The organism is Natronobacterium gregoryi SP2 (genome assembly GCF_000230715.2).
Taxonomy (GTDB): Archaea; Halobacteriota; Halobacteria; order Halobacteriales; family Natrialbaceae; genus Natronobacterium; species Natronobacterium gregoryi.
In genome coordinates this window covers 2791268-2807994 of sequence record NC_019792.1, presented here as the reverse complement: position 1 = coordinate 2807994, position 16727 = coordinate 2791268, and the positions used below count along the sequence as shown (strand labels likewise).

General features: G+C 62.8%; 15 protein-coding genes. 5 read left to right on the top strand and 10 right to left on the bottom strand.

What is annotated here, in order from left to right; all coding sequences use genetic code 11:
• Positions 1-566 precede the first annotated feature (566 nt).
• Positions 567-1277, top strand: coding sequence for a hypothetical protein (locus NATGR_RS14010; RefSeq protein WP_005578018.1), 711 nt, complete (start codon positions 567-569; stop codon positions 1275-1277).
• A gap of 104 nt (positions 1278-1381) precedes the next feature.
• Here the strand turns inward: NATGR_RS14010 and NATGR_RS14005 are convergent, their stop codons facing one another.
• Complete coding sequence (locus NATGR_RS14005; protein ID WP_005578016.1) at positions 1382-2113, bottom strand: bifunctional helix-turn-helix transcriptional regulator/GNAT family N-acetyltransferase; 732 nt, start codon at positions 2111-2113, stop codon at positions 1382-1384.
• A 166-nt stretch (positions 2114-2279) separates the two neighbouring features.
• Here NATGR_RS14005 and NATGR_RS14000 point away from each other — a divergent pair, with 166 nt between their 5' ends.
• On the top strand, positions 2280-2720 hold the full coding sequence (locus NATGR_RS14000) for a hypothetical protein (protein ID WP_005578014.1): 441 nt from the start codon (positions 2280-2282) through the stop codon (positions 2718-2720).
• A gap of 510 nt (positions 2721-3230) precedes the next feature.
• Here NATGR_RS14000 and NATGR_RS13995 read toward each other — a convergent pair.
• Positions 3231-3902 carry a helix-turn-helix domain-containing protein gene (locus NATGR_RS13995; RefSeq protein WP_005578013.1) on the bottom strand — a complete coding sequence of 224 codons (672 nt, stop codon included), beginning with the start codon at positions 3900-3902 and terminating at the stop codon, positions 3231-3233.
• 225 nt (positions 3903-4127) lie between these two features.
• Here NATGR_RS13995 and NATGR_RS13990 point away from each other — a divergent pair, with 225 nt between their 5' ends.
• Positions 4128-4652 carry a hypothetical protein gene (locus NATGR_RS13990; protein ID WP_005578011.1) on the top strand — a complete coding sequence of 175 codons (525 nt, stop codon included), beginning with the start codon at positions 4128-4130 and terminating at the stop codon, positions 4650-4652.
• A gap of 636 nt (positions 4653-5288) precedes the next feature.
• Here NATGR_RS13990 and NATGR_RS13985 read toward each other — a convergent pair.
• Positions 5289-5570 carry an amphi-Trp domain-containing protein gene (locus tag NATGR_RS13985; RefSeq protein WP_005578009.1) on the bottom strand — a complete coding sequence of 94 codons (282 nt, stop codon included), beginning with the start codon at positions 5568-5570 and terminating at the stop codon, positions 5289-5291.
• Between the two features lie 278 nt (positions 5571-5848).
• On the opposite strand from NATGR_RS13985, the gene NATGR_RS13980 reads away from it, so the two are divergent.
• Complete coding sequence (locus NATGR_RS13980) at positions 5849-6343, top strand: GNAT family N-acetyltransferase (RefSeq protein WP_005578007.1); 495 nt, start codon at positions 5849-5851, stop codon at positions 6341-6343.
• Positions 6344-6654: 311 nt separating this feature from the next.
• On the opposite strand, the gene NATGR_RS13975 is transcribed toward NATGR_RS13980, so the two are convergent.
• On the bottom strand, positions 6655-7188 hold the full coding sequence (locus NATGR_RS13975) for a cob(I)yrinic acid a,c-diamide adenosyltransferase (RefSeq protein WP_005578005.1): 534 nt from the start codon (positions 7186-7188) through the stop codon (positions 6655-6657).
• Positions 7189-7311: 123 nt separating this feature from the next.
• Between NATGR_RS13975 and NATGR_RS13970 the strand changes: the two genes are divergently transcribed.
• A complete protein-coding gene (locus NATGR_RS13970; protein WP_005578003.1) occupies positions 7312-7491 on the top strand; it encodes a DUF7838 family putative zinc beta-ribbon protein in 180 nt (59 codons plus the stop codon).
• A 62-nt stretch (positions 7492-7553) separates the two neighbouring features.
• Here the strand turns inward: NATGR_RS13970 and gcvPB are convergent, their stop codons facing one another.
• The 6 genes from gcvPB to hmgB form a co-directional block, all read right to left on the bottom strand.
• Positions 7554-8999, bottom strand: a complete 1446-nt coding sequence (gene gcvPB, locus NATGR_RS13965; protein ID WP_005578001.1) for an aminomethyl-transferring glycine dehydrogenase subunit GcvPB — start codon at positions 8997-8999, stop codon at positions 7554-7556.
• The gene (gcvPA, locus tag NATGR_RS13960; RefSeq protein ID WP_005577999.1) at positions 8996-10333 is read right to left on the bottom strand and encodes an aminomethyl-transferring glycine dehydrogenase subunit GcvPA; all 1338 of its coding nucleotides are present in this window, start codon (positions 10331-10333) and stop codon (positions 8996-8998) included. The genes gcvPB and gcvPA overlap by 4 nt, the downstream gene beginning before the upstream one ends.
• Positions 10334-10517: 184 nt before the next feature.
• Complete coding sequence (locus NATGR_RS13955) at positions 10518-11729, bottom strand: AI-2E family transporter (RefSeq protein WP_005577998.1); 1212 nt, start codon at positions 11727-11729, stop codon at positions 10518-10520.
• A gap of 162 nt (positions 11730-11891) precedes the next feature.
• On the bottom strand, positions 11892-14333 hold the full coding sequence (locus NATGR_RS13950) for a heavy metal translocating P-type ATPase (protein ID WP_005577996.1): 2442 nt from the start codon (positions 14331-14333) through the stop codon (positions 11892-11894).
• A 6-nt stretch (positions 14334-14339) separates the two neighbouring features.
• Entirely contained in the window at positions 14340-15146 is an 807-nt protein-coding gene (locus NATGR_RS13945; RefSeq protein ID WP_005577995.1) for a sulfite exporter TauE/SafE family protein, read from the bottom strand.
• Between the two features lie 97 nt (positions 15147-15243).
• Positions 15244-16581, bottom strand: a complete 1338-nt coding sequence (gene hmgB / locus NATGR_RS13940) for a hydroxymethylglutaryl-CoA synthase (protein ID WP_005577993.1) — start codon at positions 16579-16581, stop codon at positions 15244-15246.
• Between the last annotated feature and the right edge of the window lie 146 nt (positions 16582-16727).

The window sequence follows — 16727 nt, the reverse complement described above, 5'->3', positions numbered from 1 at the left end:
TAACGGTCCGGTCGACTGTCCAGTCGAGCAGGACCAATATTGAGCATCGTCTCGCTTAGGAACACCACGAAACCCCTTTTTCAGTCCCACCTGTGTCGGCTGACTGGACGGGCCACTGAGGGTGAGAAAGAAGGGACTGTCTGCATCCGGGAAGACGGCCGGCGGTGAGTCGAACTGGTCGCGACGATTGTGGATAGCACAGAGTGTACGCTAATGCTTTGGCAAGCCTGAACAGATGAGTGAAACCGAATGCGGTCGTCTGGGTTCACTCATCAGTCGACGCTTGGCAGAGTACTAGTACCGTCCCAAGTCTACTCTGGCTAGTGCACTCTACTCCTGATCGAGAATCGTGATCGGTTTGGGCCAACTCTCAACTAGTCGGTCCACGCTTGGGATGGTACTAGTACCGTCCCAAGTCTACTCTGACTAGTGCGCTTTACTCCTGATCGAGAATCGTGATTGGTTTGGGCCAACTCTCAATTAGTCGGTCCACGCTTGGGATGGTACTAGGATAGTTCGGCCAAAGCGCTGAACTAGGGGCGCTACGATACTCGAGTATTCAGTTCATGGGTGGGAAGTCACGCAGACCGTCCGGTCGCTCGAGCGAGTACTCGATCGAACCCTTTCTCGAGGGGTCGACGATAGAGACTGACGGCCGGATCGAGATCAGCATCTTCGTCTCGGGGAGCGGCCAGATCAGCGAGAACGAACTCGACGTTTTCCTCAAGCAACACAGCATCGATCCGGGCGAGCGAATCGAACTCGGCGTCTTCGTCTCGGGTGTCGACGACGTCGACGAGAACGAACTCAGCCTCTTTCACGGTCACGACGAGGTGATCGACGTCACGAATCCCGGCGTCGTGCGTCGGAACCTGAACACGGACGTCGACGTTGTCGAACCCACCGACGAGGCCGTCGAACAGAACAGTTCGGGACTAGGGGGAGCAGAACACGTCCACCCCGTCGTTTTCCCCGACGAGGACGGAGAGGTGACGGCTGACTACGCACTCGAGGGGAGGTCACTCGAGGGGAATACGAACGAGAACCCAGCGTACATCTTCGAGATCAATACGCGTGAGACAGCACCGGCAGGTGAGTACTCGCTTCCGGTAATCTTCACGTATCACTCCGAGGACGGCGTCAAGCAGGTAAAGACGGTGCCGTCGGTCCAGATCAACAACTGGCGGGAACGATGGGAGCCTTGGGTGACCCGCGGTGCCGTCGTCGCGGTCCTGCTGGTCGTGCTTGGCGGACTGTTTTGGGTGGGACTGGTCTGATACGGTTTACTGTAAGTTATTTCCGGCACAACTGCGACCCGGGCGGCGGTTGCGCCGGTAAATCGTTACAGTAATCCGTATGAGCGGTCGAGCGCTGCCGGAGCTTAGAGTTCGACTGCCATCATCACCTCGTCGGCGTAGTGGCCGTCGAGTTTGTAGTGGTCCTCTCGGACGGCCTCGGTCTTCCAGTCGTGAGCCTCGAGGAACGCGATCGCCTCCTCGTTGCTCGAGGGAACGCTGTTGTAGACTTTCTCGTAGCTGCTCGAGCCAGCCCACTCGAGACCACGTGAGAGCAGATGCGAGCCGATCCCGTGACCGCGATACTCTTCGATGACGCCGACCGTGAGTTCGGCGGTGTGACTCAACTTGTCCAGTTCCGGCGCATAGAGGTGGACCCAGCCGACTACCTCCCCGTCGACGGTCGCGACGAAAAACATCCGAGACTCGAGTTCGTTGTACCGTAACAACGCCTCTTCGTGGTCGATTTCGTCCGCGACGCTCTCGGCGACGATGTAGCTTTTCTCCTCTGCGACTCGCCGGATCGCGCCGACGATGCCCGCGAGGTCTTCCTGCCGTGCCGGGCGGATAGAAAACTCGAGATCCGCAGAGACGTACTCCGCTTTCGCTCCGGCGTCGATCGTTACCCGCAGTCGCCCGTCGACTTCCTCGAGTCGATCGTCGCGCTTGAGAATCGCGACGTGGTGGCGGAAGCCGCTGGGGTCGCTCCCGAGTCGCTCCTGGACCTCGTCCGGCGTGACCGCTCCGTGCCGTTCGACGTACTCGTAGATCCGTTTTCGGTCTTCGTGTCTGAACTCGAGGCGTTCGGACGTTTCCATGGTGTGTGATACCAGACCACGCCACTTAATCGTTAGCGGGTAACACACTAGAACTTAATGACCGCATACGTAAATCCCGCCGGCTTTGGGGGCTCCGTCCGTGAATCCGACTGCGTGGGAGCGGTCCGGAACGGCAAACGGTAATGCCGACTCCCACCAGTGAGACATGCTCGAACTGGTGATGGCAGGCTGTGTGCTGGTCGGTGCGGTAGCGACTGGGCTGGTCGCTCACGAGTTGGCACACGCGTTCGTTCTTCGACTGTTCGGAGTCGACTACTCGATTTCGTATTTCCCCGGCGGTAGCGGGGTGCTCGGTCGGCTCTCGAGTTGTCCATGGGCCGTCGTCCGACCGAACCCGACGGGTCGAGAGCCCTCCTGGACTCTCCGGGTTGCTGCCCTGGCACCGGCACTGCTTGCAGCCCCGCCGTTCGTGGCTGGGGTCGTCGGACCGGGCGTCGACTCCTCGATCGCGACCGCAGCGATCATCGGCTGGCTTGCCTGTTCGATCCCCAGCCCCCAGGACTTCTCGGTCGCGCTCTACGCTCGGGAGGCACTCGAGGACGAGACTGCGGACGCGAGCGACGAGTTTCGCTCCCGTGCCGACTGACGGTCGCCGGGGTCGTCGCTCGCGATCACGTTTGGTCAAACCCGCTGGCTCGGTCTGGGAAAAAAGAGTCAGCAGCGAGGCGACCGCACAGCCACGAACGATCGCCTCCTGCTCGAACACGAGTGAACCACCGGCACTCACTGAAGTAGTTCAGACACGATGCGTCGGGGGTCGGCGGGTTGCCGACGATAGTTGTATGTGTCCGTCCACAAATAAATCTATCTGTTGGTGCAATTCCGATCTTAATCGATCTAACGTGGACACATGTTTCCGGAAGTAATCCTTTCGTAGTGATTTCCGTGATTCATGCTCCGGGAATCACGGACGGTGTCGAACTGTCGAACACCGGTCAGACGGTCCGCCGTATCGGCCTCGTCGCGTAACCTCCCCGTCCAGCGATCGTACAGCCACTGAGACGGACTGCTGTAGTCAATCACCGCCGATTGCCAGAACGAGGTCGGCGATCGGCGGTAACTAGTTACAGCATCCGTATGACTGGCCGCGTCCGTATCAGGGATCGATCTCGATCGGCGTCAGCCGAGACGCAAGTTCGGCGCTGACGAGAGCTGACTGACACCGACGTAACCGTTCCGACAGTGCCTGATGAGAAACATCTAGCTCGGCCGCGAGTTCCTCTAAGGTAATTCGCCGTGGCACGTCGAAATACCCTAGCTCGTGAGCGGCCGCGATCGTCTCGTACTGCGTCTTCGTCAGCGGGGTCCGCTCTTGTTCGAGGTCAGTCGGATCGTTGATTCGCGTCACCTCGACGCCGAAGTCGTACTGTCCGAACAGCTCGTGACACGTCGACACCGATTTCCGATCGTGGTACAGCAACTGCACCGACCACGTTCCGTCCCGACCACGAGCAGCGAGAATTGCTCCCTCGTTGGCCGAGACGATCTGCTGGAAGAGTTTCAGGCGCTCGCCGAAGTCAAGCCGGAACAACCACTGCTCGTGCTCCGACTCACTACACTCGCTGGCGACGCTCGCGACGACCACCACCGACGAATCCGACTCGAGCGTGTCCTCGATCGTTCGCCGATCCGGCCCTGTCACTCGAACCAGCGGTGCCACGTCCCCGATCAACCCACCGATCTGGAACTCGAACGTCGGCACACGGTCGAACGTCTGTGCGAGGCCGAGCCGATCGGCCGGGACCTCGAGTTCGACGACCGTCGTCATTACCAGTGCCCACCACGAAGACGTATAGACGAATTTTGCTACCGGTAGCCTTTCCCGCCACCCAGATGAGATGAGAGTCAGTGTGTGCCAACGGTCGCTTCCGTTTATCTATCGTCTCGATCCGCCCGCTCCGCTCGATCATCTCGTCGCCACGATCGAACAGCCGACCGCGAGAGCAGTTCGACGAAACGAAACGTCCGAGTGCCAGTACACTTTAGATCCGGTATGGAATTGTTCGTCGCCGACAACCTCGAGCGCTACGCCGAAACGCAGGGCGTCCTCCCGAGTCGCCTCGCTGAGTTCGGCGAGACGTACCGCGAACAGGGGTATCTCACCCGCGACCAACTCTACGATATCGCCTACGAATCTTCGACCCGCAGTGCCTACCACGTCGAGAAAAACCCCGAGCAGCGGTGTCGCACTGTCACCGCAAACGCCCTCGCAGTCGAAGACGACTTCTCGAAGATCCAGTTGTTGACCGGCCTCTCCGGATTCAAAGCACCGACTGCCTCCTGCGTGCTCACTGCCTCCGATCCCGACCGCCACGCCGTCGTCGACACCCGCGTCTGGGCCTCGCTCGAGCGCCTGGACTATCTCGAGGGCCGCAAGGAGAGCTTCGACGCCGACGACTACGTGACGATGATCCACCCGATCCGTGAGATAGCGGCCGAAACGGGCTACAGCGCCGCAGAGGTGGGCTACGCGCTGTTCGCCTACGACGACGAAGTACGAGCGGGGACGCTGCACTGACCGACACTGCCGCCCGACCGTGAACCCAGTGACCGTGAAAACGAGAACTACGTCCCGTCCAGACTGTCGGCGGCCGACACGACCGGGCCGACCCAGCAGTGCGGGCGTGGCCCGCCACAGTGGCGGGCCAGGCCTGCACTGCGGGATCGAATCTGGCAGTGTGGCTCGATTCGACCAGTCAGTCGACGCTTGGGACGGTACTAGTACCATCCCAAGCGTGGACCGACTAGTTGGGAGTTGGCCCAAACCAATCACGATTCTCGATCAGGAGTAAAGCGCACTAGCCAGAGTAGACTTGGGACGGTACTAGTGCTTTGGCAAGCCTGAACGGATGAGTGAAACCGAATGCGGTCGTCTGGGTTCACTCAGCAGTCGACGCTTGGCGGAGTACTAGTGGCGGCCCAAGCCTGAACTGATGGGTCGAATCTGGCGGTGTGGCTCGATTCGACCCGTCAGTCGACGGTTGGGACGGTCCTAGAGTGATGCACCGATCCCGTCCACCCCTCGGGACCGGCTGCTGTATGGGCTTTCTGACATACCCGCGATCTGCCTGGGCCGTGACAGGCGTTGCTCCACCAGTCCGTCTCTGTCTCGGTCACGGATGCGAAAAACGGTGGCAACCGACAGCCGACTCTGTTACTCGATCTGGAGCTCGCTATCCCCGTCGCCGTCAGCCCCCTCGTCCCACTCGAGTTCGAACTCGATACTCAGTTCACCCTGGCCGTCGGTCGGCCCCTCGCGTTCGGCTTTCACCTCGAAGGTGGGCTGGGACGGCGGGTCCATGGTGACCGTCTGGTCGCCCGCGGTGAGCGTGATGGGAGCACTCGACTCGAGGTTGTCGGCGACCTGGCGAAGGTAGTCGGCGATTGCAGCGCGGTCCTGGCGGCTCTCGGTCTCGAAGAGGACTTCTTCTGGCATACAGCGTTTCTTACGTGATGGGCAAATAAATAGGCTCGCTGTGGGTTGGCTTCTCGAGGCACTTGATGCGGTCCCTGGCGTCGCCAACTGCAATTTTGGTTTCCCGGCCGGCTCGGCCTGGGTGCAGCAGTATCCACAGACCGTTCCGTTGTTGGCGCGATCACCGGAGTCAAACTGTGGAATTCGGATCTGATCGGCAGCGTCGACTCCGAACTCGAAGACCACGTGTAAAACGTGCGATAGGACTTTCTTTCGGGCAGCGACTGGCTACGTTCGTGATGAATTCCCATCGAGAAGCACCACCGGAGGACGCCGCCGAAATGGCTCGCATCCAGTCCGAGTCGCTTCGACAGAACGCACGCGAGGAGTCCACTGACGAACAACTCGAGCAGCTGGCACCGTCCGAGCCGGGCCCCGACGCGATCCCCGACACCGAGTTCGTCGACGACGACTGCCGCCCCGTCGTCGCCGAACGAGACGGCGCGACCGTCGGCTGGGGGAGTCCCCTCGACGAAGCTAGACTGGCGGCGACCTTCGTCGATCCCGACTATACCGGAGCCGGGATCGGCCGAACGCTCGTCGAGGAACTCGAGAGTATCGTCCGGAGCGAGGACAGAAAGCAATTCACTGTTCCCGCGTCCCTGAACGCCGTCGGCTTCTACGAAACGCTCGGATTCGAGAAACAGCGTCGAATCGATGTCGGGACGCCCGACACTCCCGAGATCCCGAGTATCGAACGGAACGAACTCGTGAAGCGACGCCAGAAATCGTAGTCCGACGCATACGGTCGTCGGCCGCGGTTCCTAGTAGCGTCCCAAGTCTACTCTGACTAGTGCACTCTACTTCTGATCGAGAATCGTGATCGGTTTGGGCCAACTCTCAACTAGTCGGTCAACGCTTGGGACGGTACTAGTGGCGGGCCACGTCTGAACTGATGGGTCGAATCTGGCGGTGTGGCTCGATTCGACCCGTCAGTCGACGGTTGGGACGGTACTAGTGCTTTGGCAAGCCTGAACGGATGAGTGAAACCGAATGCGGTCGTCTGGGTTCACGCAGTAGTCGACGCTTGGCGGAGTACTAGCCGTCAGTACTGTGGTTGCTCTTCGGTTGCGCCGTCGCGCTGGTTGACCACTCGAGCCAGCGTGAACAGGCCGTCCGAGAGCCGGTTCAGGTACTGGGTGGCCTGTTCGTTGATCGGCTCTTCTTCTGCGAGGGCGACGGCCCGTCGTTCGGCGCGTCGACAGACTGCACGAGCGTGGTGGAGCTGTGAGCCGTGTTCGGCTCCCGTCGGGAGGATAAACGAGGTCAGCGGCTCGAGTTCCTCGTCGTAGTCGTTGATCCAGGTTTCGATCGTCTCGACGTGTTCAGCATTGATCGTCGGATCGTCGTCGTCTGGGTCGGGAGTGGCGAAGTCAGCCTGGACGACGTGGAGGTGGTTCTGGATCGTCCGGAGCTGGTCGTCGACGTCGTCGTACCCGGTCGGACGGACGGTCCCGAGGAGGGCGTTGAGTTCGTCGACGGTACCATAGGCCTCGATGCGGGAGCTGGTTTTTGACACCCGACTCATGTCACGGAGGTCGGTCTCTCCGTCGTCGCCACGTCCTGTGTAGATCGACATGGCTTGACCGTCGCCGGGCAGTTACTTAACAGCTACCCGATCGGATACCTCCTGTAGCGTAGTCTTCTGATGGGTCGACCCGATGGCGAAAGGATAAACTCGCTCGGTTCGCAACTCAGACGTATGGCTCTGGAACTCGACCACGACTGCCCTAACTGTGGGGGAGAGAAGACGTTCTACCGTGCAGCGAGTACGACGCTGCACCTCGGGGAGAAAGTCAAGTGGAACTGCCCGGACTGTGACTACGGCTTCGTCCGCATCTCCGACAACGGGGCGACGGTCGACTCGAGCGCCGAAGCGTAGCGTCCGTCTCGAGTTCTCGTTTTCGCACTGTCGTTGTTCGCGGAGGAACCGAGTGTTGTTGGTTACTTTTCGTCTTCGATCGTGTGCCAGGACAGCTGTGGATCTCGGGCTGCGCTCGTCTGGTCGATCCGTCGAGCGGTCGTCCGTTCGGGCGCAGCCTCGAGGGTCTCGTCGTCTTCCTCGGCGACTGCGTCGAACGCCGCGGCGAGGCGATCCAGCGTGTCCTTGCTCTCGACTTCGGTCGGTTCGGTCATCAGCGCCTCGGGGACGATCTCGGGCCACTTGGTCGTCGGCGGGTGGACGCCGTAGTCGAGCATCCGCTTTGCGACGTCGGCGGCGTCCTGGTCACCAGCACTGGCGACGAACTCGTGGTGGAACGGCTCGTAGGGGACATCGTAGTCGATCTGGCTCGCGAGGTAGTTGGCGTTGAGCACCGCCTTCGCGCTCGCGTCCGCAAGCCCCTCGTCGCCGAGGCGGGCGATGTAGGCGAAGGTTTTGATCAGCACGAGCCAGTTGCCCTGGTAGCCGTGGACCTTGCCGATCGTGTGTTCGGGATCGAACAGTTCGTAGTCCAGATCGCCGCCTTCGGCTTCTCGAACGCGGGGTGCTGGCAGGAACGGCTCGAGGTCCTCGACGACGCCGACGGGGCCCGCGCCGGGGCCACCGCCGCCGTGTGGCGTCGCGAACGTCTTGTGAACGTTGTAGTGCATTACGTCGAAGCCCATGTCGCCCGGTCGTGCACGGCCGAGCAGGGCGTTCAGGTTCGCACCGTCGTAGTACAGTAGCCCGCCCACGTCGTGGACCAACTCCGCGATCTCGGTGATGTCGCGCTCGAACAGACCGAGCGTGTTCGGGTTCGTCAACATCAGTGCGGCCGTGTTCTCCGAGAGTACAGCCTCGAGGGCCTCGAGGTCGACCCGTCCTTCGTCGTTGCTGGGCAGGGAGACGACGTCGTAGCCACCGAGCGCGGCGGTCGCGAAGTTGGTTCCGTGGGCGCTTTCCGGGACGATGACTTCGTTCCGGTGGCTCTCTCCGTTGTGTTCGTGGTAGGCTGCGGCGACGCGGATGCCGACGAACTCGCCGGCCGCGCCCGCTGGCGGCTGGAGCGTGACGGCATCCATGCCGCCGATCCGGCCGAGATAGTCCTGCAGCCGGGCCATGAGCTCGAGGGTGCCCTGTACGGATGTCTCCGAGCGGTCGGGGTGGACTCCAGCCGACGGCAGCGCCGCCACGTCCTCGGTGAACTTGGGGTTGTACTTCATCGTACACGAGCCCAACGGGTACGGACCGGTGTCGATCCCGTAGATCATCTGGGAGAGGCGGGTATAGTGGCGAACGAGTTCGGGTTCGGAGAGTTCGGGGAGTTCGATCGAGTCACGAGTCAACTCGTTCGGCAACGGTGAGTCGTCGATCTCGACACGAGTCTGGTCTTTCTCGGAGAGCAGCGGTTCGTACTGGCCGTCCTCGACGTAGCGAGCCTGATCGTACCGGACCTTGTCGTCGCTCATCGTTTCACCTCCGAGAGGGCTTCGACGAACGCGTCGATCTCTTCGTCGCTTGCACCCGCAGTACAGAGTTGTATCTCGTGGTCGTCGACGACGTGGACTGCAAAGCCACGCTCTTCGAGAGCCGCGGCGACTGTCGCTGCTGGCTCGTCGACTTCCGCGACGAACTCGCGGAAGTGCCGGCGGTCGTGGACCGGAGCCGTGACGCCCTCGAGGTCGTCGACGCGGGCTGCGAGCTCTTCGGCCCGCCGAACGCCGCGTTTCGCGAGACCGACCATCCCGTTGGGTCCGAGGGAGGCAGCGTGCATCGCTGTTCGGAGGGCGACCCACGCCTGGTTCGTGCAGATGTTACTCGTCGCCCGCTCGCGTCGGATGTGCTGTTCGCGGGTCTGTAACGTTAGCGTGTAGGCGCGTCGACTGGTGTCGTCCTCGCTCGCCCCGACGAGTCGGCCGGGAACCTGCCGGAGGTAGTCTTCGCGACAGGCGAACAGCCCCAGTCCCATCCCGTAGCTCGTCGGCAGACCGAGGACGCTGGCGTCACCGATGACGACGTCCGCGCCGACGTCGACCGGTCGCTGGAGCATGGAGAGTGCGACCGGGTCCGAGCCGAGGACGAACAGGGCATCGGCCTCGTCGGCGAGGGCACCGATCTCGGTGAGTCGCTCTTCGATCGTCCCCCGGACCGTCGGATTCTCGGCGTAAACCATGGCGACATCGTCGTCGACGGCTTCCTCGAGCGTCTCGAGGTCGACACCGCCGTCCGCGGTCGGATACTGGTCGACGACGAGATCGGTGCCGGCGACGTAGTTCTCGAGTGTGCTCTTCCGTCCTTCCCGCAGGAGGTCGGGGACGAGTACGCGCGTCCCGCTTGTCGACCGGACGCGCTCGGAGAGCGTCGCAGCTTCGCCGAGTGCCGTCGCAGCGTCGTACATCGAACAGTTGGCGATCTCGAGGCCGGTCAGTTCGACCAGCAGCGACTGGTATTCGAAGAGCACCTGGAGGAACCCCTGGGACACCTCGGGTTGGTACTGCGTGTAGGAGGTCAGAAACTCCGATCGGTCCGCGAGGTGGTCGACCATCGACGGCACGTAGTAGCCGTAGTGACCGCGGCCGAGCAGTTCGGTGAGCTCGTCGTTGCGGTCGAGTATCGATCGGACTAGCTCTCGCGTTTCCCGTTCGGTCCGTTTGTCGATCCCGAACTCCCCGTCGAACGCGATCCCGTCGGGGATGTCGAACAGTTCCGTGACTGTCTCGGCACCGACGGCTTCCAGCATCGCCGTGCGGTCGTCGTCCGTGTGGGGAGCGTACGGACTCCCCGTGGCGTGTGATCCGGTCATAGGTTGTCAATATCGGCTGTCCGCCCCCTGTGGAGCACGCGAGTGTCGATTCGAGACACGATACACGGTGGTAAGTCCCAGGGGATAATTAACGCACCTTTTTCGACGGGCAACACCCGAATGAGAACAAGTGTCACGACAGGTCGACAGAACGACTACCGGGACTTCGGACGACGGCAGTCGATCAGTGTGGCGAGTCTGGATCGTTCGGCGCGTCCGCCTCGATGTCGGTCACCTCGGTTGACTCTGAAACGTCGGACTGGTCGTCGCTCTCGTCTGTCGCCGATTGCTGGTCGTTTTCCGTGTCAGCCACTTCGTCGAGTTCCTGTTCTGCCTGCTTCGTCTCCGATGGAGCCTCGATCGAGGTCTCGCGATCCTCGCGCTCTCGAGCGTACACGTCGATCGTAAGCTTTGCGCCGCCGATCACGACGGGGCCGATGAACAGGCCAACTGCGCCGAAGACGACGATCCCGCCGAAGATGCCGACGACGATGATCGCGGAGTTGAACGCACTCGTTCGACCGATGAGCGCAGGCCGCAGGTAGGTGTCGGAAGCACTGACGATCGAGCCGTAGACGACGAGTCCGGCCCCCGCGAAGGGTCGCCCGACAGCAATCAGGTATGCTGAAACTGGCACCCAGACGCCAAACGCACCGACGAGTGGGAGCAACGCGAAGACGAACGTCGCGACGACCAGGAAGATCACCGCTGGAACGTCTAAGACGACGAGTCCGACGCCGAGTGCGATCGCCTGGATCATCGCGACCGCAACGTTACCGACGACGGAGGCCCACATCAACTGGTCGTATCCCGTCAGCAACTCCCGCTGGAGATCGTCTTCGACCGGAGTGACCTCCCGTACCCACGCGAGCAACCGCTCACGGTCGCGCAACAGCGCGAACAGTACGAAAAGCGCCACCGTGAGGCCGATCAAGATTCCCGGCAGCCCGCCGACGATCTCGAGACCGCTCGTGGCAAGCCCCTGCAACCCCGTCGTGATCGGTTCCTGGTACTGGTCGTACATGCCAGCGAGGTCGACCGTATACCCGGTCGTCTCGAGTCGTTCTTCGATCGCTGCCACGTCGAGATCACCGTCCTGGATCGCGTCGACGATCTGGAGTGCTTCGCGGAACGCGAGTGCGAGCACGTATGCGATCGGGAGCAAGATCACGAGGATCGCGACTGCGACGAGGACACCGGCAGCGATCATCGACCCGACGTACTGCTCGAGGTGACGCTGGGCAGGCACGAGAACGTACGCGAGGACGATCCCGATCAAAACGTACTGGACGTACGGGAGGATGACGAGTGCCGCCAGTCCGACTGTTATGGCGACGAGGGCGGCGAGCCCCGGACGGTCGAACTCCAACGAAGGCAGGTCGGGCCTGTCTGCCATACCCCGTCGTACGCGCTACGCTGCAATGATTCCGTTGACCGTTGCACGGTCTCTGAGATGCCGTAACTACGCGCTATCTCGGGTTGGAGTCCGTTGTGTGCGTCAGTTCGGTGCAACCACGACTCGAGGTGGTTGCACCGGGCATCGGTACAGCGACTCGTATTAGTCGTCGAGCAGCGACCGCGAGGAGTTGGTGACGACCAGCAGACTGCTCAGTCCCATCGCGATCGCAGCAAACAGCGGGTTGAGCAGTCCGGTTACGGCAAGCGGGATCGCGATCCCGTTGTAACAGAACGCCCAGCCGATGTTGCCCTTGACGCGACGATCGGTCGCACGTGCGAGTTCGAAGACGGTGTCGACCGACGAGAGGTCGTCGTCGACGAGTGCAACGTCTGCAGCGTCGGCGGCCATGGCAGTGCCGCCGCCAAGCGCGATGCCGAGGTCGGCGGCTGCGAGCGCCGGCGCGTCGTTGGTGCCGTCGCCGACCATGACCGTTCGTCCGGTTCCCTTGAGCCGTTCGACGGTCTCGGCTTTGCCTTCGGGTGGGACGCCGGCGAACACGCGGTCGACGGCGTCGTTTTCCCGGAACAGCGTTGCTGCACGCGGATCGTCGCCGGTAAGGACGACGACCTCGACGTCGGCTGCCGAGATGGCCGACAGCGTCTCGCCCCACCCCTCGCGGAGTTCGTCGCCGACGACCACGACGCCCTCGGCGGTCCCGTCTCGGCCGACTGCGACCGGCACGTTCCCGGTCTCGCGGGCGTCGTCGATCCGTCCCGCGATCGAGTCGGGCACTTCCCAGCCGCGGTCGGCGAACAGGTCCGGATGGCCGACGACGACCTCGTCGCCGTCGACGACGCCCGAGACGCCGTTCCGGTGGCTCTCGAAGGAGTCGACGCGGTCGTCTCCCTCGTCGCCCGTCCCGCTCGCGGTCGCCTCCACCTGTCCGCCGTCCGCGATCGGCGACGCGGCCGCAATCGCCGTCCCGACCGGGTGGGCCGAACGTCGCTCGAGTACCGCCGCCTGCTCGAGCAGGCGGTCCTCGAGGTCGGTCTCGACGGCGGACATCTCGCCGGTGGTCAGGGTGCCGGTCTTGTCGAAGACGACGGTGTCGGCGTCGCGGATGCGTTCGAAGACGCTGTCGTCGAAGACGACGATCGAGTGTTGCAGGGCGTCGCGGATGCCTGCGGCGACCGCAAGCGGTGTCGCCAGCCCGAGCGCGCACGGACAGGAGACGATCAAGACGGTGAGTCCGACCAGCAAAGCGGTGGCGACGCCAGCGCCGGTCAGGAGGTAGATCGCGGTGACGACGGTCGCCAGGACGAGCACGAGTGGGACGAAGATCGTCGCGAGCTTGTCCGCGAGTTTCTGGATGCCGTGGGTCCCGCTCTGGAGGTCCCAGACGAGTTCGGTGATCCGATCCAGCGTGCTCGTGGCGTCTTCGCCGACTCGGACGGTCAGGGCACCCTCGGCGACCATCGAACCGCCGACGACGTCGTCCCCCGTTTCCTTGGTCACGGGGAGGGATTCGCCGGTGACGACCGCCTCGTCGACCGCCGCCTCGCCGTCGACGACCGCGCCGTCGACGGGGACGCGTTCGCCAGCCCGGACCAGCACGCGGTCGCCCGCCGCCAGTTCGTCGACGCCGACGTCTTCGTGGTCACCGTCCTCGAGGACGCGGCGGGCGTCGTCGACCTGGACGGTCGTCAGGTTCGAGAGTCGTTCGGTCGCCTCGCGTTTGAGTTCCGACTCGTAGTAGCCGCCGACGGAGACGATGACGATGATCGCGACGGTGACGTCGTAGTACAGTTCCGGTTCGCCGGCGACGATCGAGAGCGTACTGTAGCAGTACGCGCTGAGAGCCGCGATCGAGACCAGCAGGTCCATGTTCGGCGTTCGCGTCTTGACGGCGACATAGGCTCCCTGGAGGATCGGCTTCCCGGTGACGCCGAGAATGACAGTCGTCAGCGCGGCGATCATGACGTAAAACGGCGTTGCAAGCCCGCTGGCGAGCGTTTCCTGGAAGAACTCGTAGGTTTGTTCGTCGTAGAAGAGCCCGCCGAAGTAGGTCGGATAGATGATGACCACGTACTGCATCATTACCATCATCCCCATCAGGACGCCGACTGCGATCCGGGCCATCTCCCAGTCGTCGGCCCGGCGGCGGCTGAACGCGTCGTCGCGGTCGTACGCGCTGTAGCCGAGGCCGCTGATGACCTCGCGGAGGTCGTCGACCGAGACCGTCTCGGGGTCGTGGTCGATCCGGACCGTATCGGTCACGTAACTCGAACTCGCTGCGCTGACGCCGTCTGTCTCGGTCGCGACTGACTCGATGAACGCCTCGCAGGTCGCACAGTACATCCCGTCGACCTCGAGATAGGTCGCCTCGTGGTCGACCGGAACCGACGGTTCGTCCGCTGGTTCGTCGACGGCCTGTCGTTCGCGAACGTCGTCGGCGTTTACGTCCGCGACGTCGCCGAGGGCGTCGTAGACCTCACGGCAGCCGACACAGCAAAAGGCGTTGCCGTCGGCGACGACGCCGCTGCCCTCGACCGGCAGGTCACACAGGGTACAGCCATCGCCGGTGTCGATGTCGTCGGTCATCGTGTTTTAGTGGTGGTCGTGTCCAGCCCCTGGCGCGTCGATGCCGTCGTAGAACGGCAGTTCCGGATGCGGGAGGGGATAGCCAAGCGCCATCAATCCGTGTGCGAACAAGACGTAGCCAAGCACGACGAACGCGACCCCGAGCAGCCGGTGCACGCGTCGCCGGTGGGCGACGTCGACGGTCTCGAGGACGGTGCCGTAAGCGAAGACGGCGGGGATCGTCCCGGCACCCAGTGCGGCCAGTGCGAGCGCGCCACCGGTTGGCGAACCGACCGCGAACGCGTAGAGAAAGGCCGGATAGAGGACGGGACAAGGGAGTAATCCGTGGACTGCACCCAGCCCGACGATTCCGGGGCCGTTCGCCAGGCGGTCGACGCGAGCGGTGAGCCAGCCGGTGAGTCGCTGGAGGCCCGGCAGATGGATGCCGCCGGTCGTCCGCCCGAGCAGGTAGTAGATGCCGGTTGCAATGACGAAACTCCCGATGACGAGGCCGACGCCGCCGCGGGCGACGTCGACGATCGACGTCAACTCTGCGGTCGTCACGAACAGGACACTCCCCAGCGCGCCAAAGGCCGCCCCGAGGAGCGTGTAGCTGGCCATCCGACCGAGGTTGAACAGTGCGTGCTGGCGGACCTCGTAGGTCGTCAGGTGGCTCGTTCGCCCCCCATCGCCAGCCGCCCCGGTATCGTCGCCCATCTTGCTGGAGTACACTGTCACCAGCGGCCCACACATCCCGATGCAGTGGGCACCGGCGAGCAAGCCGATGATGAAAAACAGCGCCACGTCGATACCGAGGAAAGTGAGTGGGTCCATTCGTAGTCGACCTCGAGACTTCGATGTCAATCGAGTTACCTGCTGGAGGCGCTAATGGGTTTCGCCTCGAGACAGCCGCTCGAAAAGTGAAAGAGAGTTACTCTACGTAGCGGTACTTCCGTTCGCCCATCCGCCCCCAGCCGTCGAAGACGAACTCGCCGTCCGGAGTCGTCAACTCCTCGACGTCGGAGTCGACGTCGTGGTTGTGGGCGTCGTGAATCTCCTCGTAGTCCGCCCACTCGAGGTCGTAGCGGTCCTCGAGTTGCTCGTCGACGTTCAGGGCCTCGATCTCTTCTTCCCAGCCGTCGCAGACGGTCTCGGCGTGAATCTCGGCCTGAGCACCGCTGCCGTAGGAGCCGACGAGTAGCCGCTCGCCGGTCATCTCACGCCCTTCCTCGAAGGCGTGTTTGAGTGCGCTGATGCGAGCGACGTGAACGGAGCCCGTGTACCAGTTACCGACGTTGCGCGAGATCGTCAGCGTCGGATCTATCGTCGCCTCGTACCACTCCTGGTAGCGGTCGGTCTCCTCGAGTTCGTCCATGTACTCTCGGAGTGCGTCGCGGTAGTCTTCGTCGTCGTCGAACGCCTCGGGGCGTGGCTGGCGACCGATCTGGTCGGCCAGTTCGTCCTCGATGCTCGTGTTCCGGACCATGTTCCGGTAGCCAAGCAACGCAGCCTTCCGGACCATACCGGGGAACGGCGTGTGGAACGGAACGTACGCGAAGTCGTCCGGATGCAGCGGTTCAGTGACCGACTTGAAGTCCTCGAGTGCCTCGCGCATGCGGGCGAGATACACCTGCACGGAGCGTTTGCCGTCGACGGAGGGGAACTGCTGGTTCGGTTTGAGGAAGTCGGTCTCGTCGGCCGACCCGTACCCCTGTTCGGCCGAGAGTTCGACCAGGCTGGGGTCCTCGGCGATGTACATCGCGACGGCACCGGCACCCTGGGTCGCCTCGCCGGCGTCGCCGCGAGCGTACAGTGCCGTGTCTGTCGCAATCACGAGCGCGCCACGACCACGATTGCGGCCCGCCTTGATCCAGTTGTACGCGTCATCCAGGCTCTGTGTCCCCGCGATACAGGCGAACTTCCGCTCGCCTTTGTTCGCGTGGTGAAAGTCGCCGTCGAAGACCTGCTCGAGACAGCCAGCGACGTACGTCGAAACCGGCTTCGAGTTGTCGAACGCGCTCTCGGTGGCGACATCGATACGGCCGATATCGTCGGTCTCGAGGCCTTTGCGTTCCATCAAGCGATGAGCGGCGTTTGCACCCATCGTGACGATGTCCTCGTAACTGTCGGGAAACGAACTGGTGTAGAGACCGAGGCCTTTCGTGTACTTTTCCGGGTCTTCGCCTTTCTGGGGGGCGAACGTGCCGGGCAAGTCGAGTTCGAGATTCCCGGTCCAGATTTCGACCGCGTCGATACCGACTGCTGTCATAGCGGAGTAATGCGGAAGGAGATATATGGTATTGTCGTTCGAAGTTTCGACGACCGTCGAACGGGGTTCGTCCCACGGAGACCAGTACCCAACCCGTCTTCGTCGACGAGAACGCGACGACAGACGGCGTCGGTCGAACTGAACCG

Excerpts from the sequence above, each read along its gene's own strand:
- NATGR_RS14010 (WP_005578018.1), top strand. The coding sequence starts at position 567 with ATGGGTGGGAAGTCACGCAGACCGTCCGGTCGCTCGAGCGAGTACTCG.
- NATGR_RS14005 (WP_005578016.1), bottom strand. The coding sequence starts at position 2,113 with ATGGAAACGTCCGAACGCCTCGAGTTCAGACACGAAGACCGAAAACGG.
- NATGR_RS14000 (WP_005578014.1), top strand. The coding sequence starts at position 2,280 with ATGCTCGAACTGGTGATGGCAGGCTGTGTGCTGGTCGGTGCGGTAGCG.
- NATGR_RS13995 (WP_005578013.1), bottom strand. The coding sequence starts at position 3,902 with ATGACGACGGTCGTCGAACTCGAGGTCCCGGCCGATCGGCTCGGCCTC.
- NATGR_RS13990 (WP_005578011.1), top strand. The coding sequence starts at position 4,128 with ATGGAATTGTTCGTCGCCGACAACCTCGAGCGCTACGCCGAAACGCAG.
- NATGR_RS13985 (WP_005578009.1), bottom strand. The coding sequence starts at position 5,570 with ATGCCAGAAGAAGTCCTCTTCGAGACCGAGAGCCGCCAGGACCGCGCT.
- NATGR_RS13980 (WP_005578007.1), top strand. The coding sequence starts at position 5,849 with ATGAATTCCCATCGAGAAGCACCACCGGAGGACGCCGCCGAAATGGCT.
- NATGR_RS13975 (WP_005578005.1), bottom strand. The coding sequence starts at position 7,188 with ATGTCGATCTACACAGGACGTGGCGACGACGGAGAGACCGACCTCCGT.
- NATGR_RS13970 (WP_005578003.1), top strand. The coding sequence starts at position 7,312 with ATGGCTCTGGAACTCGACCACGACTGCCCTAACTGTGGGGGAGAGAAG.
- gcvPB (WP_005578001.1), bottom strand. The coding sequence starts at position 8,999 with ATGAGCGACGACAAGGTCCGGTACGATCAGGCTCGCTACGTCGAGGAC.
- gcvPA (WP_005577999.1), bottom strand. The coding sequence starts at position 10,333 with ATGACCGGATCACACGCCACGGGGAGTCCGTACGCTCCCCACACGGAC.
- NATGR_RS13955 (WP_005577998.1), bottom strand. The coding sequence starts at position 11,729 with ATGGCAGACAGGCCCGACCTGCCTTCGTTGGAGTTCGACCGTCCGGGG.
- NATGR_RS13950 (WP_005577996.1), bottom strand. The coding sequence starts at position 14,333 with ATGACCGACGACATCGACACCGGCGATGGCTGTACCCTGTGTGACCTG.
- NATGR_RS13945 (WP_005577995.1), bottom strand. The coding sequence starts at position 15,146 with ATGGACCCACTCACTTTCCTCGGTATCGACGTGGCGCTGTTTTTCATC.
- hmgB (WP_005577993.1), bottom strand. The coding sequence starts at position 16,581 with ATGACAGCAGTCGGTATCGACGCGGTCGAAATCTGGACCGGGAATCTC.